At 56.3% G+C, this 22,902-nt stretch carries 13 protein-coding genes; 5 read left to right on the top strand and 8 right to left on the bottom strand.

Annotated features, from left to right (window positions below; translation table 11 throughout):
• Positions 1–2: 2 nt before the first annotated feature.
• The 8 genes from ACA060_RS14595 to ACA060_RS14560 all read right to left on the bottom strand — a co-directional run bounded on the left by ACA060_RS14595 (position 3) and on the right by ACA060_RS14560 (position 16,108).
• Positions 3–1,520 carry an efflux transporter outer membrane subunit gene (locus ACA060_RS14595; protein WP_497318248.1) on the bottom strand — a complete coding sequence of 506 codons (1,518 nt, stop codon included), beginning with the start codon at positions 1,518–1,520 and terminating at the stop codon, positions 3–5.
• A gap of 117 nt (positions 1,521–1,637) precedes the next feature.
• Entirely contained in the window at positions 1,638–1,853 is a 216-nt protein-coding gene (locus ACA060_RS14590; RefSeq protein WP_497311548.1) for a hypothetical protein, read from the bottom strand.
• 121 nt (positions 1,854–1,974) lie between these two features.
• Entirely contained in the window at positions 1,975–4,872 is a 2,898-nt protein-coding gene (locus ACA060_RS14585; RefSeq protein WP_497311547.1) for an AAA family ATPase, read from the bottom strand.
• A gap of 1,199 nt (positions 4,873–6,071) precedes the next feature.
• Positions 6,072–7,370, bottom strand: a complete 1,299-nt coding sequence (locus ACA060_RS14580; protein ID WP_497311546.1) for a hypothetical protein — start codon at positions 7,368–7,370, stop codon at positions 6,072–6,074.
• A gap of 21 nt (positions 7,371–7,391) precedes the next feature.
• The gene (locus tag ACA060_RS14575) at positions 7,392–8,813 is read right to left on the bottom strand and encodes a hypothetical protein (RefSeq protein WP_497311545.1); all 1,422 of its coding nucleotides are present in this window, start codon (positions 8,811–8,813) and stop codon (positions 7,392–7,394) included.
• A complete protein-coding gene (locus ACA060_RS14570; RefSeq protein WP_497311544.1) occupies positions 8,810–12,625 on the bottom strand; it encodes an NACHT and WD repeat domain-containing protein in 3,816 nt (1,271 codons plus the stop codon). The genes ACA060_RS14575 and ACA060_RS14570 overlap by 4 nt, the downstream gene beginning before the upstream one ends.
• Before the next feature lie 12 nt (positions 12,626–12,637).
• Positions 12,638–14,773 carry a CHAT domain-containing protein gene (locus ACA060_RS14565; protein ID WP_497311543.1) on the bottom strand — a complete coding sequence of 712 codons (2,136 nt, stop codon included), beginning with the start codon at positions 14,771–14,773 and terminating at the stop codon, positions 12,638–12,640.
• Positions 14,774–15,316: 543 nt separating this feature from the next.
• Positions 15,317–16,108 carry a Shedu immune nuclease family protein gene (locus tag ACA060_RS14560; RefSeq protein WP_497311542.1) on the bottom strand — a complete coding sequence of 264 codons (792 nt, stop codon included), beginning with the start codon at positions 16,106–16,108 and terminating at the stop codon, positions 15,317–15,319.
• 594 nt (positions 16,109–16,702) lie between these two features.
• Here ACA060_RS14560 and ACA060_RS14555 point away from each other — a divergent pair.
• From ACA060_RS14555 to qatD, 5 genes are all read left to right on the top strand, one after another.
• Positions 16,703–17,500, top strand: a complete 798-nt coding sequence (locus tag ACA060_RS14555; RefSeq protein WP_497311541.1) for a hypothetical protein — start codon at positions 16,703–16,705, stop codon at positions 17,498–17,500.
• A gap of 436 nt (positions 17,501–17,936) precedes the next feature.
• Positions 17,937–19,886, top strand: a complete 1,950-nt coding sequence (gene qatA, locus ACA060_RS14550; RefSeq protein ID WP_497318146.1) for a Qat anti-phage system ATPase QatA — start codon at positions 17,937–17,939, stop codon at positions 19,884–19,886.
• A gap of 8 nt (positions 19,887–19,894) precedes the next feature.
• A complete protein-coding gene (qatB, locus tag ACA060_RS14545; protein ID WP_303045954.1) occupies positions 19,895–20,758 on the top strand; it encodes a Qat anti-phage system associated protein QatB in 864 nt (287 codons plus the stop codon).
• Positions 20,755–22,131: a Qat anti-phage system QueC-like protein QatC gene (qatC, locus tag ACA060_RS14540; RefSeq protein ID WP_497318144.1), complete on the top strand. Its 1,377-nt coding sequence runs from the start codon at positions 20,755–20,757 to the stop codon at positions 22,129–22,131. The genes qatB and qatC overlap by 4 nt, the downstream gene beginning before the upstream one ends.
• Positions 22,128–22,895, top strand: a complete 768-nt coding sequence (gene qatD, locus ACA060_RS14535) for a Qat anti-phage system TatD family nuclease QatD (protein ID WP_497318142.1) — start codon at positions 22,128–22,130, stop codon at positions 22,893–22,895. The genes qatC and qatD overlap by 4 nt, the downstream gene beginning before the upstream one ends.
• Positions 22,896–22,902 lie beyond the last annotated feature (7 nt).

The following is a 22,902-nucleotide window of genomic DNA, read 5'->3' as shown; positions in this document are numbered from 1 at the left end:
ACTTAGGAAAGTGGTGGCCGATCGGCTTTGGCGGATGCGGTTGAGTTGGCGGGTTGTTCGAACACCTGCCAGCCCCCGCCCAGTGCCTTGTAGAGCTGCACGCTGTCGAGCAGCAGGCGGGTGTTGCTTTCGTTGGAATTCAGGCGTGCCGCCAGGCGCGCCCGTTGCGAATCCAGCAGTGGCAACAGGTCGATTTGCCCGCGGTTATAGAGCGACTGGGCGCGGTTCTGCGCAGCCTCCGCGGACGCGGCGGCCAATTGCAGCGACCCGGAGCGGCGGCGTTCCTGCGCAAGCGTGACAAGGGCGTTTTCCACATCCTCGAGCGCCCGTACGATGCCGTCCTCGGCGCGCAGCAGCGCCTCTTTTTGAGCACTTTCGGCCGCATCGTTGATTGCTTGCGTGCGCCCGGCGTTAAAGAGCGGCATCGCCAGCAAACCCGCCACGTTAGTGAAGCGTGCAACGCCGAGATCGGCGCCGTTCAGGCTCAAGCCCTGGCGGCCGAAGGAGGCGTCGAGGAACAGCCGCGGAAACCACTCGGCCGCGGCCTGCTTGCGGCGCGCATTGGCTGCATCGAGCTGCGCCATCAACGCGAGCACGTCAGGTCGACGTTGCAGCAGCTCTGCGGGCTGGCCTGGCTTGGCCTCGGGCACCACTGCCACATCGCTGATCGAAGACTGGATGTTCGCGGTATTGAAGGACTGGTCGGCAATCAGTACTGCAATACGATGGCGCGACACAGCCACCTGTGTTTCCAGCGGCGGAATCTGCGCCCGCGCCGACAAGGCGTCGGTCTGCGCGCGTTCGACGTCGAAGGCCGAGGCCAGCCCCGCCTGCTGGCGAGCGACAACCAGACGCAGCGTCTCGTCCTGCATCGCTGAGATGGCGCGCAGTGTCGCGACCTGGCGTTGCGCGCCGAGCAGTGTGAAGTAATTGCTGACGACGTCGCTCATCACCAGCAGGCGTACGCCGCGCATGCTGTGCTCCGCGGCCATCGCATCGGCGTCAGCCGCCGCTGCGCCGGCGCGCAAGCGGCCGCTCAGGTCGAGCTCCCACGAGACGTCCAGGCCCGCACTGGTGGTCTTGGTATCCGGATAACCCTGTTTCGTGGCCGAGCTGTAGCCGCTGCTGCGATCGCTGCCGGAGGCGGATGCGCCGACACTCGGGAACAGCCATGAACGGCTGACCGTTTCGCCAGCACGCGCGGCGTGCAGGCGCTCGGCGGCAATCTTGACGTCGCGATTCTCGCGCGCGGCTCGGCGCACCAGATCCGTCAGCACCGGGTCGTGGTAAACCTCCCACCATGCCGCCTCGGGTTCCATTTCGGAGGCCGTGCTCGCGGAGAAGTTGCTCGGCAGGTCTACCGACGGCGCGAGCACCTCCGTGGAGCAACCGGTCAGGATCAGGGCGATGGACGCGGCGAGCGCCGCACCCTTTACGACACCGATTATGCGTTCGGCATGTTGCAGGGGCGTCTGCCCGGTGTTGCGGGTCAACAGGTGGAAGTTCGGAAGTCGCGGCATCGGATTAGGCTCGTGCAAATTCGAGGTGGCATCAGCGTAGGGCCCGGTGTGCGCGAAGTCGTCAGCGAAGGGTCGCCGTTCGGTCGCCATATCGAGCACTCGTTCGTGGTGGAGGCGTCACTCGCCGCCGGTATCTGCCGTGTGCTCGCCGGCTGTCAACGCGAGGTCCGAGGCAATCGACTCCAACAGCTCTTCGGCGGACGAAAACTCGCGCTGTCGTCCGGTGACCAGGTTTTCGAGGCGGCCCACCAGGGCCCCCGGCGCGGCGTCGCTGCGCAGCTTCACTACGTAAGAGCGGCGGCTCGGGTACTTGGATTCAGGGTTCAGGATCATCGCAGACCAGGGGGGCAGGAAAGTTCGACGACAGCGTAAGCGGCCCTCTGGGGCGAGTCGTAAGCGAAAGGTCAGACTTCGGTCGGGACAGTGATCCTTACTGCAGAGCAATCGCGTCGCTTCACGCCGGCCTGGCAGCGTGAATCAGCGAGCGCGCACGTTTCGCCAGCTCGGTTCCGTCAGTTTCCGGCGACTGGTCAACCAGCGTCGCCAATGCCAGATGGTCCTCGGCCGTAGCGTCAGGGTGCTCGCACAGTTCGACCAGCGCTTGAAGCTCCAGCCACGGTGCTTCCTGGGCGCTAGCTTCATCAACCGCGCGCCGCACCGTAGCGATGCTGGCGTCGGGCTGACCCTGTGCTCGCGCGATCGCTGCCTCCAGCAGCAATAGCTGCGGCAGGTAGACGCGCTCGCCCAGTTCCTCGCCCACCCGAAATGCTTCCTGCAACTCGACTTGCGCTGCATTGCAATCACCTGCGAGCAGTAGCGCCTCGGTGGCGTAGCCGAGTATCTCGCTGGCACCGGAGCGCATTCCAAGCCCGGTGTGTTCTTCATAGGCCTCACGGATGCGACGGTAGCCGTCGCGCGGTGCACCGTTGCGCGCGTCGGCCCAGCCGCGCCACCAGCGGCAAGCCGTTCGCCCGAGTGCGAGCGAATATTCATCGACCAGCGCCTGCATGTCGTCGGCCAGCGCAGCCACACGCATGTGGTTTCCCATCCGCACCTCGATCAACACCTCCTGCCAGGCGGCGACCAGCCAGGTCATGGGTTGGCGCAACGCCTGCGCGCGTGCCCGCGCCTGCTGCAGGTGGATTCGGGCTTGCTTAACCAGACCCGAACGCACGAGTTCTATAGCCAGCATGCCGTGCAGCATGACCTGAGGATCAGCCGCAAAAACTTCGTTCGTCCCGATGTCCAGCGGTTCGGCGATCGCGAGGGCGCGTTCCAGCCAGCGGCGAGTCGTTTTTGTGCGTCCCTGGAGGTGATGCACCTCGCCCTGGACGATGCACGCCGCCAGCATGAGCTCTTGATCATTTGCGTCGCAGGAGAGGGCTTCGGCACGCTCCGCCACTTCGAGCGCCAACGCATAGTCGCCGCGCAGACCAAGCAGATAGCCGAATCCGTGCAGCAGGCGACCACGCATGGGGTGCTCAGGTACATCCGTCAGCAGCCTGTAGGCACGTTCGAAGGCGCCTTTTGCTTCGCTGCCGACACCGAACATGTGGAAAGCCGAAACACCCTGCAGCGTAGCCAGGGTAATTTCGAGGGCATTGCGCTCCGTCCCTTCGGGAGCCTGCATCAACAGAACCAAGGCGCGCTCAGTGAGGCCAATGCACAAGTCCGGGCTGAAGTGCAGTAGCGCGGCTTCTGCTGCCTCGGCGTAGTAACGCAGCGCAATCAGCGGCTGCCGAGCGCGGTCGAAGTGCATCGCCAGCTCCGGGGCAGCAACCGGCACGCCGGCCGTGCGCTCGCGTTCGAGGGCAGCGCCAACCTGGCGGTGGAGTTGGGTGCGCAATGAGCGCGGCGTGCGGTCGTACAGCACTTGGCGGAAGAGCGCATGTCGGAAGGAGTGGGGTAGCTCTTCCGTCTCTTCAACTTCTGTGGCCCGCGACCGTATGAGCCATACCTGTTCGCGTATCAGCTCTTCACAGGCGTGGGCCACCGAAGCGAGGTCGCGCTCGAGGGCCAGTGAAACCGTCTCGATGCGGAATTCGACCCCGCACACCGCTGCGGCCGAGAGGAGGGTAAGTTGCTCCGGACCCAGTCTGGCGATGTAGTGATCAATGATGGCTGCGAGATTTTCGGGAACCGCCAGATCCGCAAGTCGAGCCTCGATGGTGGCTTTGTCGTCCTTTGGGTCCATCACTTCAATGGTGATTGACGAAACGAACAATGGCACACCGTCAGTGCGCTCGTGCAGGGCGCGCACGAAGGCTTCATCGCACGCCAGCGAGGCCGAACGCAGCGCCACATAGTCAGCGACCTCGGTTTCCGAGAACGGATCGAGCACCACTTCCTCGCACAGACGTTGCAGACGCAGTTCGTGGCGCAATGAGCTGAGGGGATGATCGAGTGCAACCACCTCGGCCAGGCGGAAGCTCGACAGCCACATCAGCCGCGTGCCGCCACGTCGCCGCGCCACATAGTTGATGAGCTGGACTGTCGCCCGATCGCTCCAGTGCAGGTCTTCGGTTACCAACATCAGCGGGCGCTGCTCTGTGTAGCGGTCCAGCAATTCGCCCATTTCCCTCAGCATGCGATCCGGGCCGACGCCGGCGAGCTCACGCCGCAACGCGTCTTTCTCCTGCGCGGTACTCAGCCACGGGAGTTGCAACAGCCAGGTCGGTGCCACGGCACGCATCAGGGCCGGCAGGGTAGGGTCGTTGCGGCACAGATCGGCTAAGGCCTCCAGCACCGGTAGATACGGCTCGCCGGCGCCGTAGTGCTCCACGCAATGGCCGCGTGCGCAGGCGATGTCGCCAAGGCCAGTGAGGAAATGTTCGATCAACGTGGTCTTGCCGATCCCCGGCTCGCCGGCGAGCCAAACCACGGCGCGCTGGCCGCCATTCGCCCGCTCCCAGGCCCTTTGCAACCTCGCAACCTCGTCAGTGCGACCGATGAATGACGGTGACGAAGGTGTGCCGGCCGCTGTAACCGTCGCGGATGCAGGCGGCGGCAAAAGTGCGGAGGAGGGTGGGGCGATGAAGCGATAGCCGCGCCGCGACACCGTCTCAATGAAACGAGGATGCCTGGGGTCGTCGCCCAGCACCTTGCGCAGATCGCTGATGGCCGTTTTCAGGACCGAATCGCTGACGAACCGATGCCCCCACACGGCATCAAGCAAGGCATCCTTGGTCACCAGCGACCCTGGCTGGCGTGCCAGCGCGCATAACAACGTGAAAGGCGTTGGTGCCACTGCAACGGGTTCCCCATTACGCAACAAGCAGGCGTTGGACTCGTCGAGCTCGAATTCGAAGAAGCAGAGCAAGACTGGATCTGGGTGGGGCTGCGGACGTGCCACGGTTGATTCCTAAAGACTAAAACAGGGTTGTGCGCCGCGAAGCTTCACAGGGGGGTCGATGCTGAAAACCGGTGTGCCCGACTTCCCTATCGACCAGCCATTTGAATCAACTGCTCTCCAACCTCGGCAGTCTTGAGCCATTACTCCAATGACAACGCTGATCGGTGCTGAAGCCAAGCGTCGCCGGTCGGAAACTGGCACACGCGCATACTCGGTTCACGCCGCGCAATTCGGCTCGCCCCTTGGCCCCGTCGCGGCTTGAGCATGATCCCAAAAATCAATGACAAAAACATCAATATTGAAAAATATCTCAATATTGAATACCTTGACCTCGCCTGACGATGAGACCTCGCGTCTCACGACTTCAATCACAACAAGGGCCCGAGATGAACAACAACAAGAAAGTTTGCGAATTGCCTCCCGCCGCCGTCGACGTGCTGGTTAAAGGGGCTGTGCTTTTGCGTTGTTTCCCTCGAAAAAAATCGCAACTGCACACTGACGGAGTTTTCAAAATTAAATATATTCAGATGTTCGACTTTAAGTTTGGCGATCTGTTTGGGACGCATTGCAAGCTGCTAGCAAATACATAAAATACAAACGCAAATTAAAAGAGGGGTTTTGAGGTATGCCAGATCATGTCTTGAGGTGTCATTGAGCGAGTCCAGATAATCAAATACAAATCAAGAAATACATCACCACTCCGGACACTGGCGTATTTGTCCACGGTGTGTTGAGGAAGTGATGCAATTCGAGGTCTGGAATCGTTGCTCAGAAGCCCCAAGGATTGACCGCAACAAAATAATAGCAACGACTTGAGCGCGCTTAGCTGATGATTATTACACTCTGTAACTATTTCACGACGCCGCTTATCATCGATACTTAGGGTTGGGATTAGTGAGAGTTCTAACGTCGTATATATAAGGCATTTATCGAGCCTTTGCAGTGCTTGGAATATCTTAACGGTTGCGCATGCCAATTCAGAAACGGAACGAGCAAGCCACAGCTTCATTAGGTGTACCAATTCTCCGTCAAAGGAACTGAAGTCGAATCTTAGGAATTCACCATTAACCTCGAATGGCCATATGTTTTCCGTGGGATTTCTTATTGTTTTCCAGCAGTCTGCAATAAGGAGCAGCTTCAGCTGTAGCCGCCAATAGTCACTTGCCAAGGTGACGCTTCCGGTCAAGCAAGGAATGCCGTCAGCCCATAGACTGGATGACGGCCTCCCACACAACATGACCCAATTGGGCATGGGCAATGTCATTGTGAGCGCCGGATAGCCCTGCGCCGCTCTTGATAACGTTGCTGCATTCCAGGTTGTAGAGCGTATGCGGTTTGAAAGCGTAAGAGTGATGCACGTCTCCAATTGTCATTTCCGTTAATTCAACGCCCTCACCACGAGCACCAAATGCACCCAAGGCTCCATACTTGGGAAGCGCCAAATCATCATAAGCTGCTGGCCCTGCCAGCCCGGCGGCAAGCGGATAGATTTTGCCGACTGCAGTGTCGTGTTCGGATCGGGTAGTGATGATTGCCCCGCGAACACGATGTTCGGCGAGAATAGGGTGAAAATACCCCCTCAGTTCTGGTTTGTGGGGAATACGGGCCGCATAGGACCATAACGACAGGGCGCCTTGGACCAGAATCAACGAGTCAACACAAGTTGCGGGTTGCCCAGCTTTGGAGAGGAGCATGGACGAGGCCACTATGCAGCCGAAACTGTGCCCCATCAGATGAAATCGCGCTGGTTTGGCAGCGCAGGCTTGCTGTAGCTGGGCAATCAACCGCGCGCCGGCACCTTCGCCGATCACTTGAGCCCTTTTTTTCATCTTCCAGAATGACAGCTGAACCAAGGGGGCGAAGAGTGCGCTGCCGGTAATACCGCCGTAATCCAGTGGTTCCTGTGTCTGGTTTTGATAGGCTTTTTCGGGGTCGAACAGATCCCTGTCCACATTGATATCGTCTGACGTTGTGCCAAACGCTTCGTTATGCAGAACGTTGTATGCATTGATGATTTCGGGGGGGAGTGTCGGTGGATTGGGTTCAGTAAGAGCAGCATCGAACAACACACCCAACGCCTGACGTGCGACAGCGGTATCTGCGGTTTTTGCAGCGGCTTCGCTTATCCATGCCTGCTTGGAGTTCTCCAGGGCGTCGAATGCTACGGCGCCGATGCTCATTTCCTCGTCGCCCCACGGCAGACTCGGCCAGTGGAAGCCAATGATCAATGGCTTGAATTTTGGGTTGCGATCTTTCACCCGTTTAATATCGGCCGTGCACTCCAACATTGCGCCGATCCAACTGCGGTATTGTGTTCGTGCCGCTGGTGGATCACCTTTCCAGCCGTGAGTGAGAATAAACACATCGGTGATCTCACGCTGCTGCAACAGGACCACAAGCTGAGCGCTGATCTGCGCGTTTTCTCGTTCGATGCCATTTTCATCAAACGCGATCAAATAGTAATGAATGTCCGTTCCTGGTAGCTTCTCGATAGCCATGAGGTTGTTCCTTGTGGTGAGTTATTCCACTGTTACTGAGCTTCCAAGCCTGGCGGCCGGATCACCCAGCACTAAGTAGTTCCGGGCGTCATTGCTGGCCATCCACAATTGGCTGAGCAGTATTTCGTCGATATTGGCACCGAGATTTGCATCATCTAGTTGTGAGTTCAGCGCGACACTCAGCCCGGCGAACCTTTCGCTGAAAAACTCCATGGCGTGGCCTAGTCGGTAGTCGCCGTGCATCAATGCGCGGAGGGTGCTTTCAAAGGTCGAGAGTTCCGCTTGTGTCCCAGGCCAATCGAATGCGTAGGACCAAGCCCGCTCAATATGGCCTACGACGGCCTGTGCGCCCTTGGGTAGGCCCAGCATTCGCATGGGTAAAGCCGAGAGGAAATCGGCCGAGGCTAGTTGGCGTGCAGGCTGTCCGGGTCTACTGAAATTGTCCAGTTGAGGGGTTCCTGCGCCATAGCAGGCGAAGTGCATGATGATCATGCCGTTCAAGTCCATGTCGTCGTCGAGGTCATCGGCGCTGAAGTACAGCTCAGGTGCAATGCTGCCTCTATGGACCAAGGGACCAGACCAATCCTGACAGAGCAGGGCGCCCTGATGGCGTTGCTGGCGGGGATCGTCCAATGCAAAACCCATCCCGTGACTGGCAGTGAACAGAAACGCCGGAGCCGGGCCACTGTGAAAGAGTTGCGATTTGAGCATTTCCTTCGTGGCGGAGTCGGCCAGGCAGGTTTCAATCTGCCAGTCTGGATGCCCAACGTAGCCTGCCAACGGCGCTACCAACTTGTCGGCGCTTAATCGGGTGGCAGCATCCCCGTTGTTTCTCGGTCCAAAGAATAGCGCTCGTCGTCCGGCGGTGGCACGCGCTTCATCAGCCCTGACCACGTTGTTCGCAAAATTGCGATAGTGTTCCAGCTCTTCGAAATGGATGCGGCCAACCGCGTAGTTGACGCTCAGCTCGTACTGGAAACGGAATGGAATCTGTCCGGGTGTTCCCACGATCAGTAAGTAATACGGCACCTTTTCGCATGTGCATACACCAGGTCCCTTAGACCTCGGGGCTCGGGCAAGCCAGCGGTTGGCGGTGTCCCCAGGGAGATATCCCTCGCCATTTAGGAACTCGCGATAAAGTGAGTCCGCCTGTTCCTTGCGAAGATCCAGTAACGGGCGCAGCGCCTGGATAACTTCCGGGCGAATGTCGCGCGGGAACAGCACGGCCCAGCCGGTTTGTGAAAGATTCTCCGGCTCGACACCGAACGGTACACCGAAATTTGCCGCGCTCCTGTCATTTCGGTCTTGCAGTTTCGTCAGGAACTCCTTGGGCAGACGATTCCCGAGGGATATTTCGAGGATTTGGCGCGGCGTCGGTGGCTCGAGTAAATATTCTCCATTGCTGCCGTTGATTCCGTTGGGGACGAAAAAGGTATCGGTCATGGCGCGGTTACCTCCGAGTTCACTTTGGAAACAGCGGTAGCCGGGCTGGTGGACAGTCTCTCGGCATCTTCTGCCATCTTCATGGGGTCCAGTTGCCAGGACCAAATGGCGTCGCTGGCTGACAGCAATCGATCGCCATAAGCCTGCAGGCCAATGATTTCTACCCCTTTTGGGGGGCCGATCGATACACAGGTTTCTTCACTCAACGGGGTAGAGCAGAGCACGAGCTGACCTTCCCTGTCGCCACTCATCAGGAACAACTCCTTGTCAGAGGTCAAGAACGTCAGGCTGCGTACCGCCCGGTTGTGATATTGACTGATCCCCGCCACGGCAAGGCCTTTGTCCGTCGTCCATTCTACAACGGACATATCGTCCCCACCTGAGGCCAGGCGTGAACCGTCAGATGAGAATGCCAATGAAGTGACCACGGATTGGGTGGCTGCAAATTTTTGTGGTTCCTCACTCAACCGATTGTTGTCGTCGACGGACCATAGCTGCAACTCCTTGAGATTGCCTGCTACTGCGAGGCTATTGCCATCAGGGCTGAAAGCGATTGTCTTAAGAATGTCGGTCTTGTCGAAAACCTTGACGTCGGTTTGTTTCCAGCTATCACCCACGAGGGTCCATAAGCTCAGGCGGTTGGCGGTTGCTACCGCCAGTAGTTTTCGGTCGGGATGGAAGCCTAGGGTTGTTTCGATGCAACTGTTTTTGTTCGATGCAGGTGGTTGGCTTAGTTCCCTCTGAGGAGCGTCTTGCGCCAAAGACCAGATTTTCAGTTGCCCTGCGCACGATACCGTCGCCATTGTCTGGCCATCGCTGGTGAGTGCAAGGGTCGTCAGATTGATCCCTTGGGTTTCGACGTCCAGTTTGGTCGAACTGTATCCATTGGGTCCCAAGTCCCAGCGCAGGACCTTTCGCATATCACTGGCCAACGCCACTGCTCGGCTCATATCCCTGGATGCGGCAAAGGCCCGCCAAGTGTTTTGGCTTCCCGCTATACGGCTGGCCAAAGGATTCAGGCGATCAAGCTCGACCGTGCGTATGCGTGACCCGCCGCCTACCGCAATCCGGTTTTCGTTCAGCGGATCGGACGCCACGCTATATAGTTTTTCTCCCCAGCCTTCGATGCTGCCAGCCGTTATTCTGCTGGTCATGTCGCCAATACTTGACGCCTCGGGCGCTTGTGGCAGCCGCCACTCCGCGAGACGTTTATCACCACCGACCGAATAGAGAGATTTCCCTGTATGGGAGAAGGTGATCCCCGTTACCCGTGATTGGTGGGTGAAGTTCGATAGCAGAGCGCCATTCAGATTGGGGTCGGTGGTGAGCAGATCCCACATCAATACCCCACCTTCGCCGGTGCCCGCAGCCAACCAGCGGCCGGAAGGGCTGATGTCAAGCGAGAAAATGCCGGATGGTTTGCGGATGACCTTGCTGATATCCAGCACCTGAGCCGCCGCGGGTTTTGCAATGCTCGGCCAGATGACGATTGTCGCATTGGTATCAGCGGCTATCAGTCCGCCTTTTGACCGTCCGGCAGGAATGAACGCGAGCTTGTAAACGCTGGTTTTGAGTTTGGCGCTTCTCAGCTCGCCGGTTTTCGTCGGGCGCTTCGGATCGCTCAAGTCCCAGAGTACCGCACCGTGCTTACCCACTTTACCGCTGGTGGCCAAGTACTTTCCCTCGGGATCGAAAGCCAGACTGACCACTACCCCTTTCTCGATATCGGCTCCAGGCGCAGTAAAGGTGGCCAGGGGTTCCATCTTCCCTCCCTCTGATTTCCAGAGGTGGACAAGGCCATCCTGGTTCGAAGACGCAAGTAGTTTGCGCTTGGCGTTATAAGCAAGCGACTGGATGCTCGAGCCTTCGGTGTTCAGGATATGTTCGGACTCTGCGGGCTTTGCCACTGGCCAAGCGGCTATGCGACTATTCCAGTCGCCGGAGAACAGGGTCTGTCCATCTTCGTTGTATTGCAGGGCTCTAATCAGATGACCGCTGCCAATCACCTCCTGAAGTGGCGGCATCGATCCTAGTGCTCTGACCAGGCTTTTAAAGTACTTGGCCTTGAGTTCCGGCGAGTCCTTGACCTTCGACTGGGTCTGTGTCCCTAGCATGCTCAGTGCGGCGGTAGTATTGGTTTGAGCATCAGAGGCAATTATCTGGGCTTTGATGACCAATTCATTGGCGTGTTGCAACTTCTCTTCAGCGTGGGCATGTTGACTGTTGGCAATCTTGAGTTTTTTGGCGGCCTCTATCTGGGAGTCGTCGGCATCTTTCAACATTTCTTTTGCTTCGACCAGTCCTGACTCCAGTTTCCAGGTGAACGCCCCCAGCGTCGTCACCAGCCCGATCGTGATCACGATCGCCGCACCGAGGCGACGACGCAGGCGACTGCGCTGTTCATTCGAGGCCTTGAGAAATTCAAGTTCTGTCTGACTGAGCTCATCCTGATGCCCTTGAGCGTAGGTATTGGAGTCGTGCAGGTCTCGGCCTTGAAAAAGCAGGGCGGGTGAACGGGTCTGTTCCAGCCATTCCCGGGCACGTTTTTGTAGCGGCACGAGGTGGGCTTCACGCCAGTCGTTATTGCTTTTGCGAACGGGCCCGACTAAACGGTCGTGTGAGAGTTCTAGCCATTTACGCTCCCCAAAGGCTTCGATGCTCAGCAGGTGGCTGTCCACCAACGAGCGTATCGCGTCACTGGGCAGTCCTGCCTCCTCGGGATTGGATGACACATGGGTGCGGTTGTGCGAAGGGGTGATGAGTCGGGACTCTATCCAGTCGCGAATCACCCGCTCATGGATCTTGCTAGCGGCCGATGCTCTGCTGACAGCGTTCTGAAAGTAATCGCCGAGCGCTGTATCAATCTCGCTGGTCGCTTGCAGCGTTTTGGTGATATCGGATGTCTGGATCGCCCGATTTTCCTTGATCACCACCTTGTTCCACAAACTCAGGGCAACCACTTGGAGATGCACGGGTTCGATAAAACGCCCAATTACCCAGGTTTCCTTGCCGTCTACGGTTTGTTTCATCAGGCTGAGATCGTTTACCAGACGTTCGGCGGCTTCTGTTTCGAACCATCCCTGTGATGGTTCCCTGACCGCTTCGATCGCCTGTTCGCGCTCCAGTGGCTCCAGCCGGTAGCGGAATGTCAGCGCGGTCGGTAGCAGATCGCGATAGGGCTCGAGTTCAGCAGCATAGTCTTCGCGCATGGACAGTAGCGCCCAGATTGGCCGACGATTGTGGCCATCATCTTCCAGTTCATCCTCGGAGGCGGCGCCCCCGCTCAGCGCTTCACCGAGCTGTTCGATAAACGTCCTTTTGGCGTCCCAATCGAAATGATTGAGGGTGAACAGCTCCTCGAACTGATCAAGGATCAGCAGCGGATACTCTCGGTGGACGCCGTCGGAGTTCGGCCGCCGACGTGCCTGGAGATAGCTGTCCAGGGTATGACCGCGCAGCGTTTCCTCGCTCATCCGGTCTGCCTGGTCGTATCCGGCTTCCAGTGATTGCAGCGCTGCGCTGACGTAAGTGTTGGCCTGATGAGGGGCTTCGTTATTCTGAGCCGTAGAGGCGGCCAGCCGAATAATTGGCAGAACCTGCAGCTTCCTGCGAAGACGGGGCACCAGCGAGGCTTGAATTAATGATGTCTTGCCTGCGCCGGACGGCGAAATCAGCAAGACGATGCGTTTGCTGATCAACAGATCGAACAGCTGCTGGGTTTCTCGCTTGCGGCCGTATAATTCTCTACCTTCTTCGAACGGCAGGGGGCCGATATAAGGTTTAAGCGGGGCAGCGGCGGACGGCGCAGACATAGGAGTTCTCCATTACTCTTCGTGCGGTATGACACCCTGTTCTTCGCAGTGCTGTGCGAGATCATTCAGAAAGTCCTGCGCGGCACCCCAGAAGGTCGTCAACTTTCCCTGGGATTGGAAATAAGTCTGCAAATAATGGATGGCCCTGTCGGGGTCGATGATTGAGCCCTCGGTAGGGCTCATCTGTACAGCGACTCGGGTGTATTCGTTGCTCATTTGGCTTCCTGGCTGTTTCAGTACCCCCTTGAGCAATACACGGAAATCCCAGTCGTCCGGTTGGAAACCCAACAATAACAGCCCGGACGACGCCAGGGCTTCGGTGACCATACCGGGTATGCAGGCCTGCCTGGAGTGTTCATTGCGGGTCACAGCCATCAGGAAGTCGAAATAATCATCTTCTGTAAGTACCAGGCTGCGAGGATGTTTCAAATTACCGAATACGTGGAAGATCAATGGTTCTTCGGGGGAGGGAATATAGTTGTCGGGTAATTTCGGACCGAGATGTACTGGCATGTCGTAGTTGACGAGCCAGGTACATAAGCAGACTTGAGGTCTCTTGCCGACCTCGACCAGTGCATCCAGAAGAAAGTTGTCGCGGTTGGCATTGATGAAGACAGGAATTGGAAGTCTGGCCAATAATCGATGGGGGTCTTGTTTGTTCTGTAATCGTTGCAGACGTCCCACATGCGCGAGCCATTGATTGAGTATCCGCGAGGCACCTTTTTCCACAGGGGGTGCTGGATCTTCGATCGCTTCAACAACATCGCGGTCGCTTGGGAAATGATTCCGAAAATAATCGATTAAATATCCAGTTAGCTCGGTAAGTACACGACTTCGACTTTGCCGGTAGACGATGTACTGAGCCACTTGAGCCAGATTATCTAGGTCCCATGGCGCCAATGGAAACTCATAACGCTTGGCCCATTTACCGGCCATGTTTCGCATACCTCCCCAGGCCGATTCAACAAGCCCAGGGCCGAGTATCGGGACGCATGTATTGAGCTGGATATCGCTGACAATGGCATCCCACTTGTCGAAAATTGTACTCGGACTGGCGAAAGCTGGCCATAGCCGGCCGGTTTTCAGGCGCATGAAAAGAACAGGCATCCACCAGTCAGACCTTTGTCTTATGGCACTGCGCGCTGCGGCCACTGCAGAGTCGATCTGACCGGTGCAAGCCAGATGCTCGAACATCGTTGACATAAACAAACTGGATGTCTGTTGGGTGATGTTGCCTTGCATGGCAATTACCGCAGGAACCCCGGCTGCGGATAAACCCGGACCAATGGCTGCCAGGGCGTCGGCGTGCTCGGCCCCGGCGCTGGCGCAAGAAGCCAATACAATCAGGCGAGGACGCTCATGCATGTCACGAAGGCGTTCGACCAATTCGCGCCCTTCTATTAAATGTGAAAGGCTGTCGGGTGTTTCCAACAATAACCTAGGCTTGTTGTCTGGCGTAAGCATGCCATGGCAGATGATATAAAGAATATCCGCATACTCTTCTTTCAGTGCGCTGGCAATATTAATGACAGTTGCGGGTTTGTTAAGTACATCCAGTTTGATTTGTCGCGCGGCATTCTTGCCACCGATATGGATAGCTTTCTTAATAAGTTCGAATTCGCTGCTAGCATCGACCTCGGCGAGGTTCCACTTACTCTTGGAATCAATAGGGTTGGCAATAACAACGAGCGCTCTCATGTCGGTGATGTTCACCGGTGGTTTCCAGCGAAAGTCCTTGCTGCTGAGGAAGCGAGCGAACCACAGGCGTTCTTGTGTGAACAGGCACGTATCATCTTCCGGATCTAATAGAGTTTCCCAGCGAATAGAGTTCAGTTCCGGTGCGCTTCCTTGGATGTTCAGTCTGATTCTCAGCCCGTCCTGTTGCGATGCGGCAATTCTGGCATGGTCATATGCCGTGCGAACCGGGCTGTTGGCGGCACCGAAAAGCATGGCTGAGAGCGTTTTACCATAGGCCTTGATATCTAATATTTGATCCCGCAATTGCGCTAGATCAATCGCGATTTCGGTTTGATCTACGAGTTCATTTTCCGTATCACTCCGTGGATTCATAAATCTGGCGTCAAGCTTATAACAGCCATCTTTGAGCCAGCCTATCTTAAACTCGAGCTCGCAGTAGTTAAGTGACATAGGGTCCATCCAGAAGGCCTGAAGAGATGTTGGATGGTATAGCACGGCTATTCTTTTTTGCCAGAACGACATCAGCGTAAAATGATTAAGAAAGTAAGCCGGTGAGGCCGTCCGTGTTTTGAGGCAAAGAGAATTAGTGTCAGATGGAGTGTGATGCTTCATGGATGATACAGTATCTTTCTTTATTGGATCCTTTTTGCCATGTTCTTCAGTTACTTAAGAAGATTCGCCAGTAGCAGGCTCCACTGAGGGTCGATAACAAGCTTCCTATCGAGTTAGCTAAAAATAATTTACCGCTTGTCGAAAAGTGAATTTGACTGTTGTTCAGAAAGGCCTGTGAGCACCGCTAAAGTATTGCGTCCGAGGTTGCTCGATGGGCGTGCGGGGTTGACAAAAGCAACCCATGACGCATGCATGAGTTTTGGACCACTACAGTCGGCCGTGCCAGACTGCGCGCGCCGCTTGCCTATGGCCTGCTTATGCGCGCAATTGGGAAGGCGACGTTTTCCGAAGGAGCCTTTTGAGCTTCTGCAGTGATGCTCGTCAGCAGCGACCTAGCTTATCCAGCACATGATCTAATGCCATTCCACCTCTTAGGCTGCTGATACGCCAGTTAGGTTTGTTTTCGACAATGTCCTTTCTGAGGTCGTCATTGATCCGAAGCATGCTCGGATCGAAATAAGAGAAGACCTCATCTGAAACATATGCTGTAGAAAGGAAATCTACCCATTCGTTCTTGCGGGCGCACACGTAAAGTGGGTGTTTCCTATCAAGAGCTTCAAGCAGGCTGTCATAGGAAAGGATCTTGAAGTCATTTTGCTCCATGGCTTTGATTTTGTTGCGCTTAATCGCGTTTTCGGCGAACTCATGGCGGCGGCCATGCACGAGGACGTACTTTACGTGGCAACTATTGTGACCCATGGGCTCGCGTACTGACCCCAGCGTGCCATTTATAAATCCCGTATAGTTACTATTGTTTTCAAACCAGGCGCGCCACTGCAGAATTTGACTAAAAGCTGATACGAAGTCAGGGTGGAGGTCGTTGCTGCCGTCCTTGAAGTATTTGGATTGAGGCTTCTCAATTTCAATCAGTACAAGATTCCAGTCAGCTGAGCTCTTCGACATGTAGAAGAAATCAGGCGCATAGTCGCTGGCTAGGTGGAGCTTTCTGAAAACTAGGTCAAAGTGGATGCCATGGTTCTGGACAAATTCGCGGGGTATGAACTGCGTGTGTTTTTCCAGGAAGCTTTGGTAGACCTGCTCGGGGTGAGCTTCATTCAGAAGCTTCGCAAACTCTTGCTTCAATTCGTCTGGGGCGTGAAATTCAAGATGCATCGGAGTCCGTCCCTATCCATTGGGTGCTGTTGGGCTGTGCAGAGCGAGTGTCGTTCAGAAGGCCGGCGTTGGGAAGGCGAAGGCTCGGTTTTTTGACGGGATATCTGGGCGCGCGCCTGCTCAAGATCGTCCGCCCAGCTCGCCACATTAGTTGCGAGTTTAGGGTCAAGTGCGAAAGCTATGAGGGCTTTACGTATCGGCAATTCGATATTGAGCTCTGGGCTATAACGACGACTAAGCGAGACTCGACTGATATTGAATCGATCGATGAATCAGTCGCGCCCAAAACAGAAGAAGTATTGGCTTGCCTGCGTGCTTCAGTGCCGTCGCGCTCAACACAATAGCACTCGAGTCCTCCGTCGGTGCCTCGCCCCTTGCTCATGGCACCTCCTAATTGGTCTCCGTTTACGGCATGGAGTTATCTACGAAACTAGGGGCGATTCAGGTAGAGGGAGATCAGGTAGGCATTTGCTTGCCATCTAAAACGCTAGTTATCTGCGCGCAATGCACGGCTACAGCCACTCGCTCGATCGCTGATACGAAGCTGAAACGTCTCGAGACTCTTTCGAGGCAATATGCCATCATGAGAGTGATTTGAAAATTGCCATGGATATGCCAAGGACTATTAGTTTTATGCAGCGAGCGAAGACAGGCGGAAAGAAAAATAAACTGGTTAATTGGTTAAGGGAATTGGTTGAGGTTTTTCGTACTGCGTCAAAGGAAGCGAATGCACTTGCGATTTCTGCAACCTTCCTTCTACTTATTAAAATTCTTCTTCTGAATAAGATTCCTGCCATATTCTCTGGTGCCTATGAAATTGGACTGTGGGTAGATTCGATATTGGCGTCAATTATCGCGAGCTATGCGTTTTATATTGTGGTTGTTCACATAAAGGAGCGCTCCGACAAAACGCTAGTGCAGCCCTATATCCAGAAGCATGCAGGAGCTATCGTCAGCGGATGTACCGCACAAATCACTGCATTTTCCAACGCAGCCTCGGTACACATGAATTTGAATCAGCTTACGGAGGCGCAGGTTGAGGAGGCATTCAAAAAATTGAAGCCTTACGGGCCTTCTAGATTGATTGCAGAAGTCAGAATGCCACCCGTCTATGCGCCTTGGATTGAGAGCATGATCTACTATAAGCGGGAGGCCAATGCTCGAATCGCGAAAGTTATTGCACAGCCAGTTGGATTGGATGCTGAAACTGTAGAGATTCTTACAAGGGTCGAGGGCTGTGAGCATTTTGAATCACTTTCAATTTTTGAAAGAGTAACGATGGGGGCTGAGGATTTGACTAATTTCTCAGGTCGTTTTTACCAATATTGTATACTTTGCAGGGAACTCGATAACTACCTCAGGGGTCAAAAAAACCATCCTGAAAACGGGTAGATTAGCTTTGAGGTGGTTATGATTTTCTACGAGCTAAAAGATTGTTATAGCTCGATCGGTGGGCCCACCTTGCTTAGCTGTCCTGGGACGTCGATATCCATTCGAAGACAACATCAGATTCGCTTAGGAAATCAAGTTTTACCTTAGCCCCTCACTCGTTACGTCAGCGTACGGCGCAACGTCTACTTGCCGATGCTCCGCTGGCAAGTCGCGCAGCCTCCGTCTCTTGAAAAAATCGCCCTTTGGCGGCTCCAGCCAACTCGCGCTTGAGTCGGGGCAGTTCATCACCCCGCCAAATGGCGTATTGACATCAATGCGCCGACTTTGGCCTACTCGCGGACATCTATTGATGCCCATAACCTGATGTGAGAGCGGCGGCTTTCCGCTGGGTCACCCCCGTGGTTTGATCTCAAATGCTAGAAAAGGAGTTCTTTACATGTTCCTGAATGACCAGGAAACAGCCACTGACCTGCTGTATTACGCCCCCATTGCCAAAACGGTAAAGCGCCTACTTGATGAATCTCGGGGAACCCCGGTCACTATTGGTGTGCACGGCGACTGGGGGGCGGGTAAATCCAGCGTCCTGAAGATGACTCAGCAACTGCTCAACGCTGATGAGCGCGTCTGCTGTATCTGGTTCAACGGCTGGACATTCGAAGGCTTTGAGGACGCGAAAACTGTCGTTATCCAGACCATTGTCGATGAATTGCAGCGTGCACGGCCAGGCTCCAAGAAGGTCGCCGACGCCGCGAAGAAGGTCTTGCGACGTATTGATTGGTTCAAGCTGGCGAAGCATGCCGGAGGGCTCGGGCTCACCGCATTGTCCGGCATCCCCAGCATTGACCAGCTCAAAGGGGCAGTGGAGTCCATTTCCGCCTTCGTGCATAACCCGGGCGACCATCTCAGCATAGAAAGCCTCACCGGCCTTGCTGAGAAGGCCGGTGGCTTCATCAAGGATGCTGAGAAGGAGTCTGAGCAGCTCCCCGAGCACATGCACAAGTTCCGGGCCGAGTTCGAAGAGCTTCTGACGGCCGCAGACATTGACCAACTGGTGGTCATCGTTGATGACCTTGATCGATGCCTGCCCAAGACAGCCATCGCCACGCTTGAGGCCATCCGTCTCTTCCTCTTCGTAAACCGGACAGCATTCGTGGTCGGTGCTGACGAGGCCATGATCGAGTACGCGGTGCGCGAGCACTTCCCAGACCTGCCACAGGGGGCGGGGCCGGTGACCTATGCGCGTAACTACCTCGAAAAGCTCATTCAGGTACCGTTCCGCATCCCGGCGCTGGGGCTGGCGGAGACCCGTAGTTACATCACGCTCCTACAGTTGGAAAGCGCCGTCAAAACCGATGACGATCAACTCAAGAAGCTCTTGACGGCCGCTCAGAAGGATATGCTCCGGCCCTGGAAAAGCAGCGGCCTCGACCGCAAAGCGCTAACTGGTGCTTTCGGCGATCCACTTCCTGACTTTGTCCAGGAAGCACTGGATACCAGTGCCTTGCTGGCGCGGATCTTGAGTGAAGGTACTCGCGGCAACCCCCGCCAGATCAAACGCTTTCTGAACTCGATGATGCTGCGCCACGCCATCGCCGAGGCTCGAGGATTTGCTGAGGATATTCGGCGTCCAATACTTGCGAAAATCATGCTGGCTGAGCGTTTCCACCCTGACTTTTATGAGCAACTGGCACGAATCGCGAGCCTGGATGCGGACGGTACGGTACCTGCAATCGCCGAGCTGGAAAAGCGGACCAAGAAGTCAAAGGGAACCGCCTCAGAGTCGGAGAAGGAGAAAGGCTCTGGGAAGCTCAAGGCTGTGGCCAACTCTGGCGATGTGCACGATTGGGAGAAGAGCGACTGGATCAGCAACTGGGCGGCGATCGATCCCACGCTGACCGGTGTTGATCTGCGCCCCTACATCTTCGTGACTCGCGACAAACGCAGCTCCTTGATGGGGCAGGTCGCAGTGAGTCATCTCGAGGCGCTCGTTGACAAGCTAATGGGCCCTGCATTGCAGATCCGACAAGCGGCCACGAAGAAGGACATCGTGGCATTAGCTGAAGTTGATGCCGAGAATGTTTTTGATGCACTCCGCGATCGGATAATCCAAGCAGACGAGTATTCGAATCAACCCAAAGGCGTTACGGGATTGATCGAACTTGTCAAACAACGCCCCGCGCTACAGAAACGTCTAGTCGAATTCATCCGATCTCTGCCCACGCCCAAGCTTGGCATGTGGGCTCCCGCCCCATGGCATGAGAGCCTAAAGGATACCAATGCCATCCAGGGGCTTGAGGGGATTCTGAGGGGCTGGAGCCAGCAGGTCGAGAACGAGACGCTTCAGAAGGCAGCCAAGCGCGTACTTGAATTCAGCGGGAAATCTTAAGGATTGATATGGGTACCTCCAAAGGATATGGAGGCCCGAGCTCCGGCTTGGTGCCCTCCTGGATTGATGATGTAGCACAACCAGCCGGCCCGGCCGCTCAACCGAATGGGCCTGGGCAATCGAATCCATCTCAGCCTGGCTCTACCCCGTCTCAGCCAGGCTTATCTCCATCAGGGCCGGTGAACAATGACGGCACTGGCTCACTTCGGGGTGCCCGCAGCAGCTTCACCCGTTTCGCCCGCACTGGAAGCCCCAGCGATTTGGGGAATGCCCTGTCTTCCTATGTGCGTAAAGGCGTAGGGGGATCATCGAGAGGTGCGCGGCGCATGGGAACATCCCGCGCTACCGCGGCAAAGTTGCTCAGTATCTTCGGGGATGTTCAGCGCAACGGGGCAGCAGAAACACTACGGCGATTGCAACTCACCGTGGCTCCAGGGCAACCGGCCTCCCAGGTACTACTCGCGCTGCTTGAGTTCATTTGCCCGCCTGGTGGGGCGATTGACGAAGGCGTTGCGCGCCAGGCTGCACTGAACACGATCGCCGAACTTGACGAGGCAGGCAGCGGTAGCTTCGAGGATATGACTCAATCTGATCGGCAGAACTTCTTCCTCGATTTCGTAGCGAATTCGATTGAGAGCATGATCATGGCGGACTTGGGCGGTAGGGGCATCACCATGCCGGATGATGTGGAAGCGGTTGAACGCATCCAGTCTCAGCTGAGTTCGTTCATCACAGGTTGTACGCGAGGTCAGCTCGCCAACCGGCTGGAGCAATGGCCGGCGCCCACAGACCAAGAGGTCAATCAGGTCACGTCTGCGATTTATGAGGCGGCGTTCGATCTTATCGCGACTGCAGCGGAGGGGCTGGAATGAGGCACCACAGCATTATCTGCCGGCTCGGCGAAACGGATGACGAGGATCTAGCGCTGCTGGAGTCAGGTAGTGTCATCACCAATATCCAGTTCCTCGACGGGCACGGGCGATTGCAGTTCGGGATTGGCCAAGCCATTGAGCAATTGGCTGATCTGGGGCTGAGCCCAGGAGAGACTGCCGTCGATCTGGCACTGCTGGCGGCGACCCTTACCGCGGCGGACACCAGAATCTCACGAGACACCGAATCGGAGAATTCCTGGACGAGGGAGATCGACCTCTACGTCCCCGTCGCAGAACCCGCAGTATGGACAGCAACGTCCGACTTGCTGGCCTCGACTTTGAAATTCCTCACTGGTGATCGCTGGCGCCTGGTCTTCCGCGAGCGGCCCACAGATATCGATGAGCTATCTCCCGCTCCGGAGAGCTTGAGAACAGATGAGTCGGACAGCGTCTGCCTGTTCTCAGGGGGGATGGACAGCTTCATTGGGGCGATCGATCTATTCAGTGGCGGCGGCAAACCATTGCTTGTGAGCCATTACTGGGACACCAACAGCACCAGTACCTATCAGAACGACTGCCGGGCAGCGCTGCAGGAGAGGTTTTCCGAGACGTCGATCAACCACGTCCAGGCCCGTGTGGGGTTCCCGCACGATCTCGTGGAGGGTGGAGGTAGTGAAGATACGCTTCGAGCGCGCTCATTCCTGTTCTTCGCGCTGGCGGCCATGGCCGCGGAAGCGATCGGCGACTCGATCACCATCCATGTGCCTGAAAATGGCCTGATCTCTCTGAACGTTCCCCTGGATCCGCGCCGCCTGGGTGCATGTAGCACGCGCACGACTCATCCATACTACATGGCGCGGGTGAATGAGCTCTTCGGGCGTTTGGGCCTAAGCACGAGGCTATTCAACATGTTCAGCCATCTCACCAAGGGCCAAATGGCAGAGCAGTGCGCTGACCCTGAGTTCCTAGCGGATCATGTGCATCTCACGATGTCGTGCTCCTCGCCAGGAAAGGCAAGGTACCATCCTGACCCCTCGAATCGATCACCCAAGCACTGCGGGTTCTGCGTCCCCTGCATTATCAGGCGGGCAGCAATTCATCGTGGGTGCGGGCCGGATCAAACCCGATATGTCATCCCGGATCTACATGCGCAAGCGCTGGACACGAACAAATCTGATGGCGAACATGTGCGCTCTTTCCAGCTGGCCATCGCGCGCCTCAAACGTGCTCCACACCGCGCCAAGTTTGCAATTCATGAGCCCGGGCCTTTGATCGACCATCCTGACAGCTTGGATGACTTCGAACAGGTTTATCGAGATGGACTGCTGGAAGTCGACGATTACCTCGAAGGTGTGACAGCCATACCACTATGAAACCGCAGAAGAGCTCGATTCCAAAGTGGGTGGATTTCCACTGCCACCTTGACCTCTATCCCGATCACGAGCGTCTCATCGTGGAGTGCGATCAGGCAGGGGTCGCTACCTTGGCCGTGACCACTACACCGAAAGCATGGCGGCGCAATCGTGAGCTTGCGGCATCGTCTCGGCATGTCCGGGTGGCATTGGGGCTACATCCCCAACTGGTGGCCGAGCGTGAATCGGAGCTGCCGCTACTGGAGCGCCTGCTTGAGGAGACTCGATACGTTGGAGAGGTAGGGCTTGATGCCGGGCCCCAATTCTATCGGAGCTTTGAGGCGCAGGAACGGGTCTTCAAGAGGGTGCTCGAGGCTTGCTCGGAGCAGGGCGGGAAGATTCTCACCGTCCACAGCGTACGGAGTGTTGGAAAGGTGCTATCCCATATCGAGCGCCTGCTTCCGACTGACCGGGGGACGGTGGTGCTCCACTGGTTTACCGGCTCCCCCAGTGAAGCTAGGAGGGCTGTGGAGCTTGGATGCTATTTTTCGATCAACTCGCAGATGCTGACCTCTGCCAAGCACCGCAACCTCGTCGCCTTGCTACCGTCTGACCGGCTTCTCACCGAGACCGATGGCCCGTTCGTGCAAAGCGGGGGACGACCAACCAGGCCTGCTACCGATATCCCAAAAACGGTACAGGCGCTGGCGCTGCTTCGAGAGCAATCGCCAGAGCAAGCTGCAGCCCAAATCATTAGTAATCTGCGAGATCTAGTACGTACCTAGTATCAGG

The sequence above is a fragment of the Pseudomonas sp. LBUM1671 genome (assembly GCF_059695685.1).
Note: the sequence above shows the minus strand (reverse complement) of the source record. Positions and strands in the feature narration are given on the sequence as shown.

What these genes read in the sequence shown, in the direction of transcription:
- ACA060_RS14595 (WP_497318248.1), bottom strand. Translation starts at nt 1,520, where the DNA reads ATGCCGCGACTTCCGAACTTCCACCTGTTGACCCGCAACACCGGGCAG.
- ACA060_RS14590 (WP_497311548.1), bottom strand. Translation starts at nt 1,853, where the DNA reads ATGATCCTGAACCCTGAATCCAAGTACCCGAGCCGCCGCTCTTACGTA.
- ACA060_RS14580 (WP_497311546.1), bottom strand. Translation starts at nt 7,370, where the DNA reads ATGGCTATCGAGAAGCTACCAGGAACGGACATTCATTACTATTTGATC.
- ACA060_RS14575 (WP_497311545.1), bottom strand. Translation starts at nt 8,813, where the DNA reads ATGACCGATACCTTTTTCGTCCCCAACGGAATCAACGGCAGCAATGGA.
- ACA060_RS14570 (WP_497311544.1), bottom strand. Translation starts at nt 12,625, where the DNA reads ATGTCTGCGCCGTCCGCCGCTGCCCCGCTTAAACCTTATATCGGCCCC.
- ACA060_RS14565 (WP_497311543.1), bottom strand. Translation starts at nt 14,773, where the DNA reads ATGTCACTTAACTACTGCGAGCTCGAGTTTAAGATAGGCTGGCTCAAA.
- ACA060_RS14560 (WP_497311542.1), bottom strand. Translation starts at nt 16,108, where the DNA reads ATGCATCTTGAATTTCACGCCCCAGACGAATTGAAGCAAGAGTTTGCG.
- qatA (WP_497318146.1), top strand. Translation starts at nt 17,937, where the DNA reads ATGTTCCTGAATGACCAGGAAACAGCCACTGACCTGCTGTATTACGCC.
- qatB (WP_303045954.1), top strand. Translation starts at nt 19,895, where the DNA reads ATGGGTACCTCCAAAGGATATGGAGGCCCGAGCTCCGGCTTGGTGCCC.
- qatC (WP_497318144.1), top strand. Translation starts at nt 20,755, where the DNA reads ATGAGGCACCACAGCATTATCTGCCGGCTCGGCGAAACGGATGACGAG.
- qatD (WP_497318142.1), top strand. Translation starts at nt 22,128, where the DNA reads ATGAAACCGCAGAAGAGCTCGATTCCAAAGTGGGTGGATTTCCACTGC.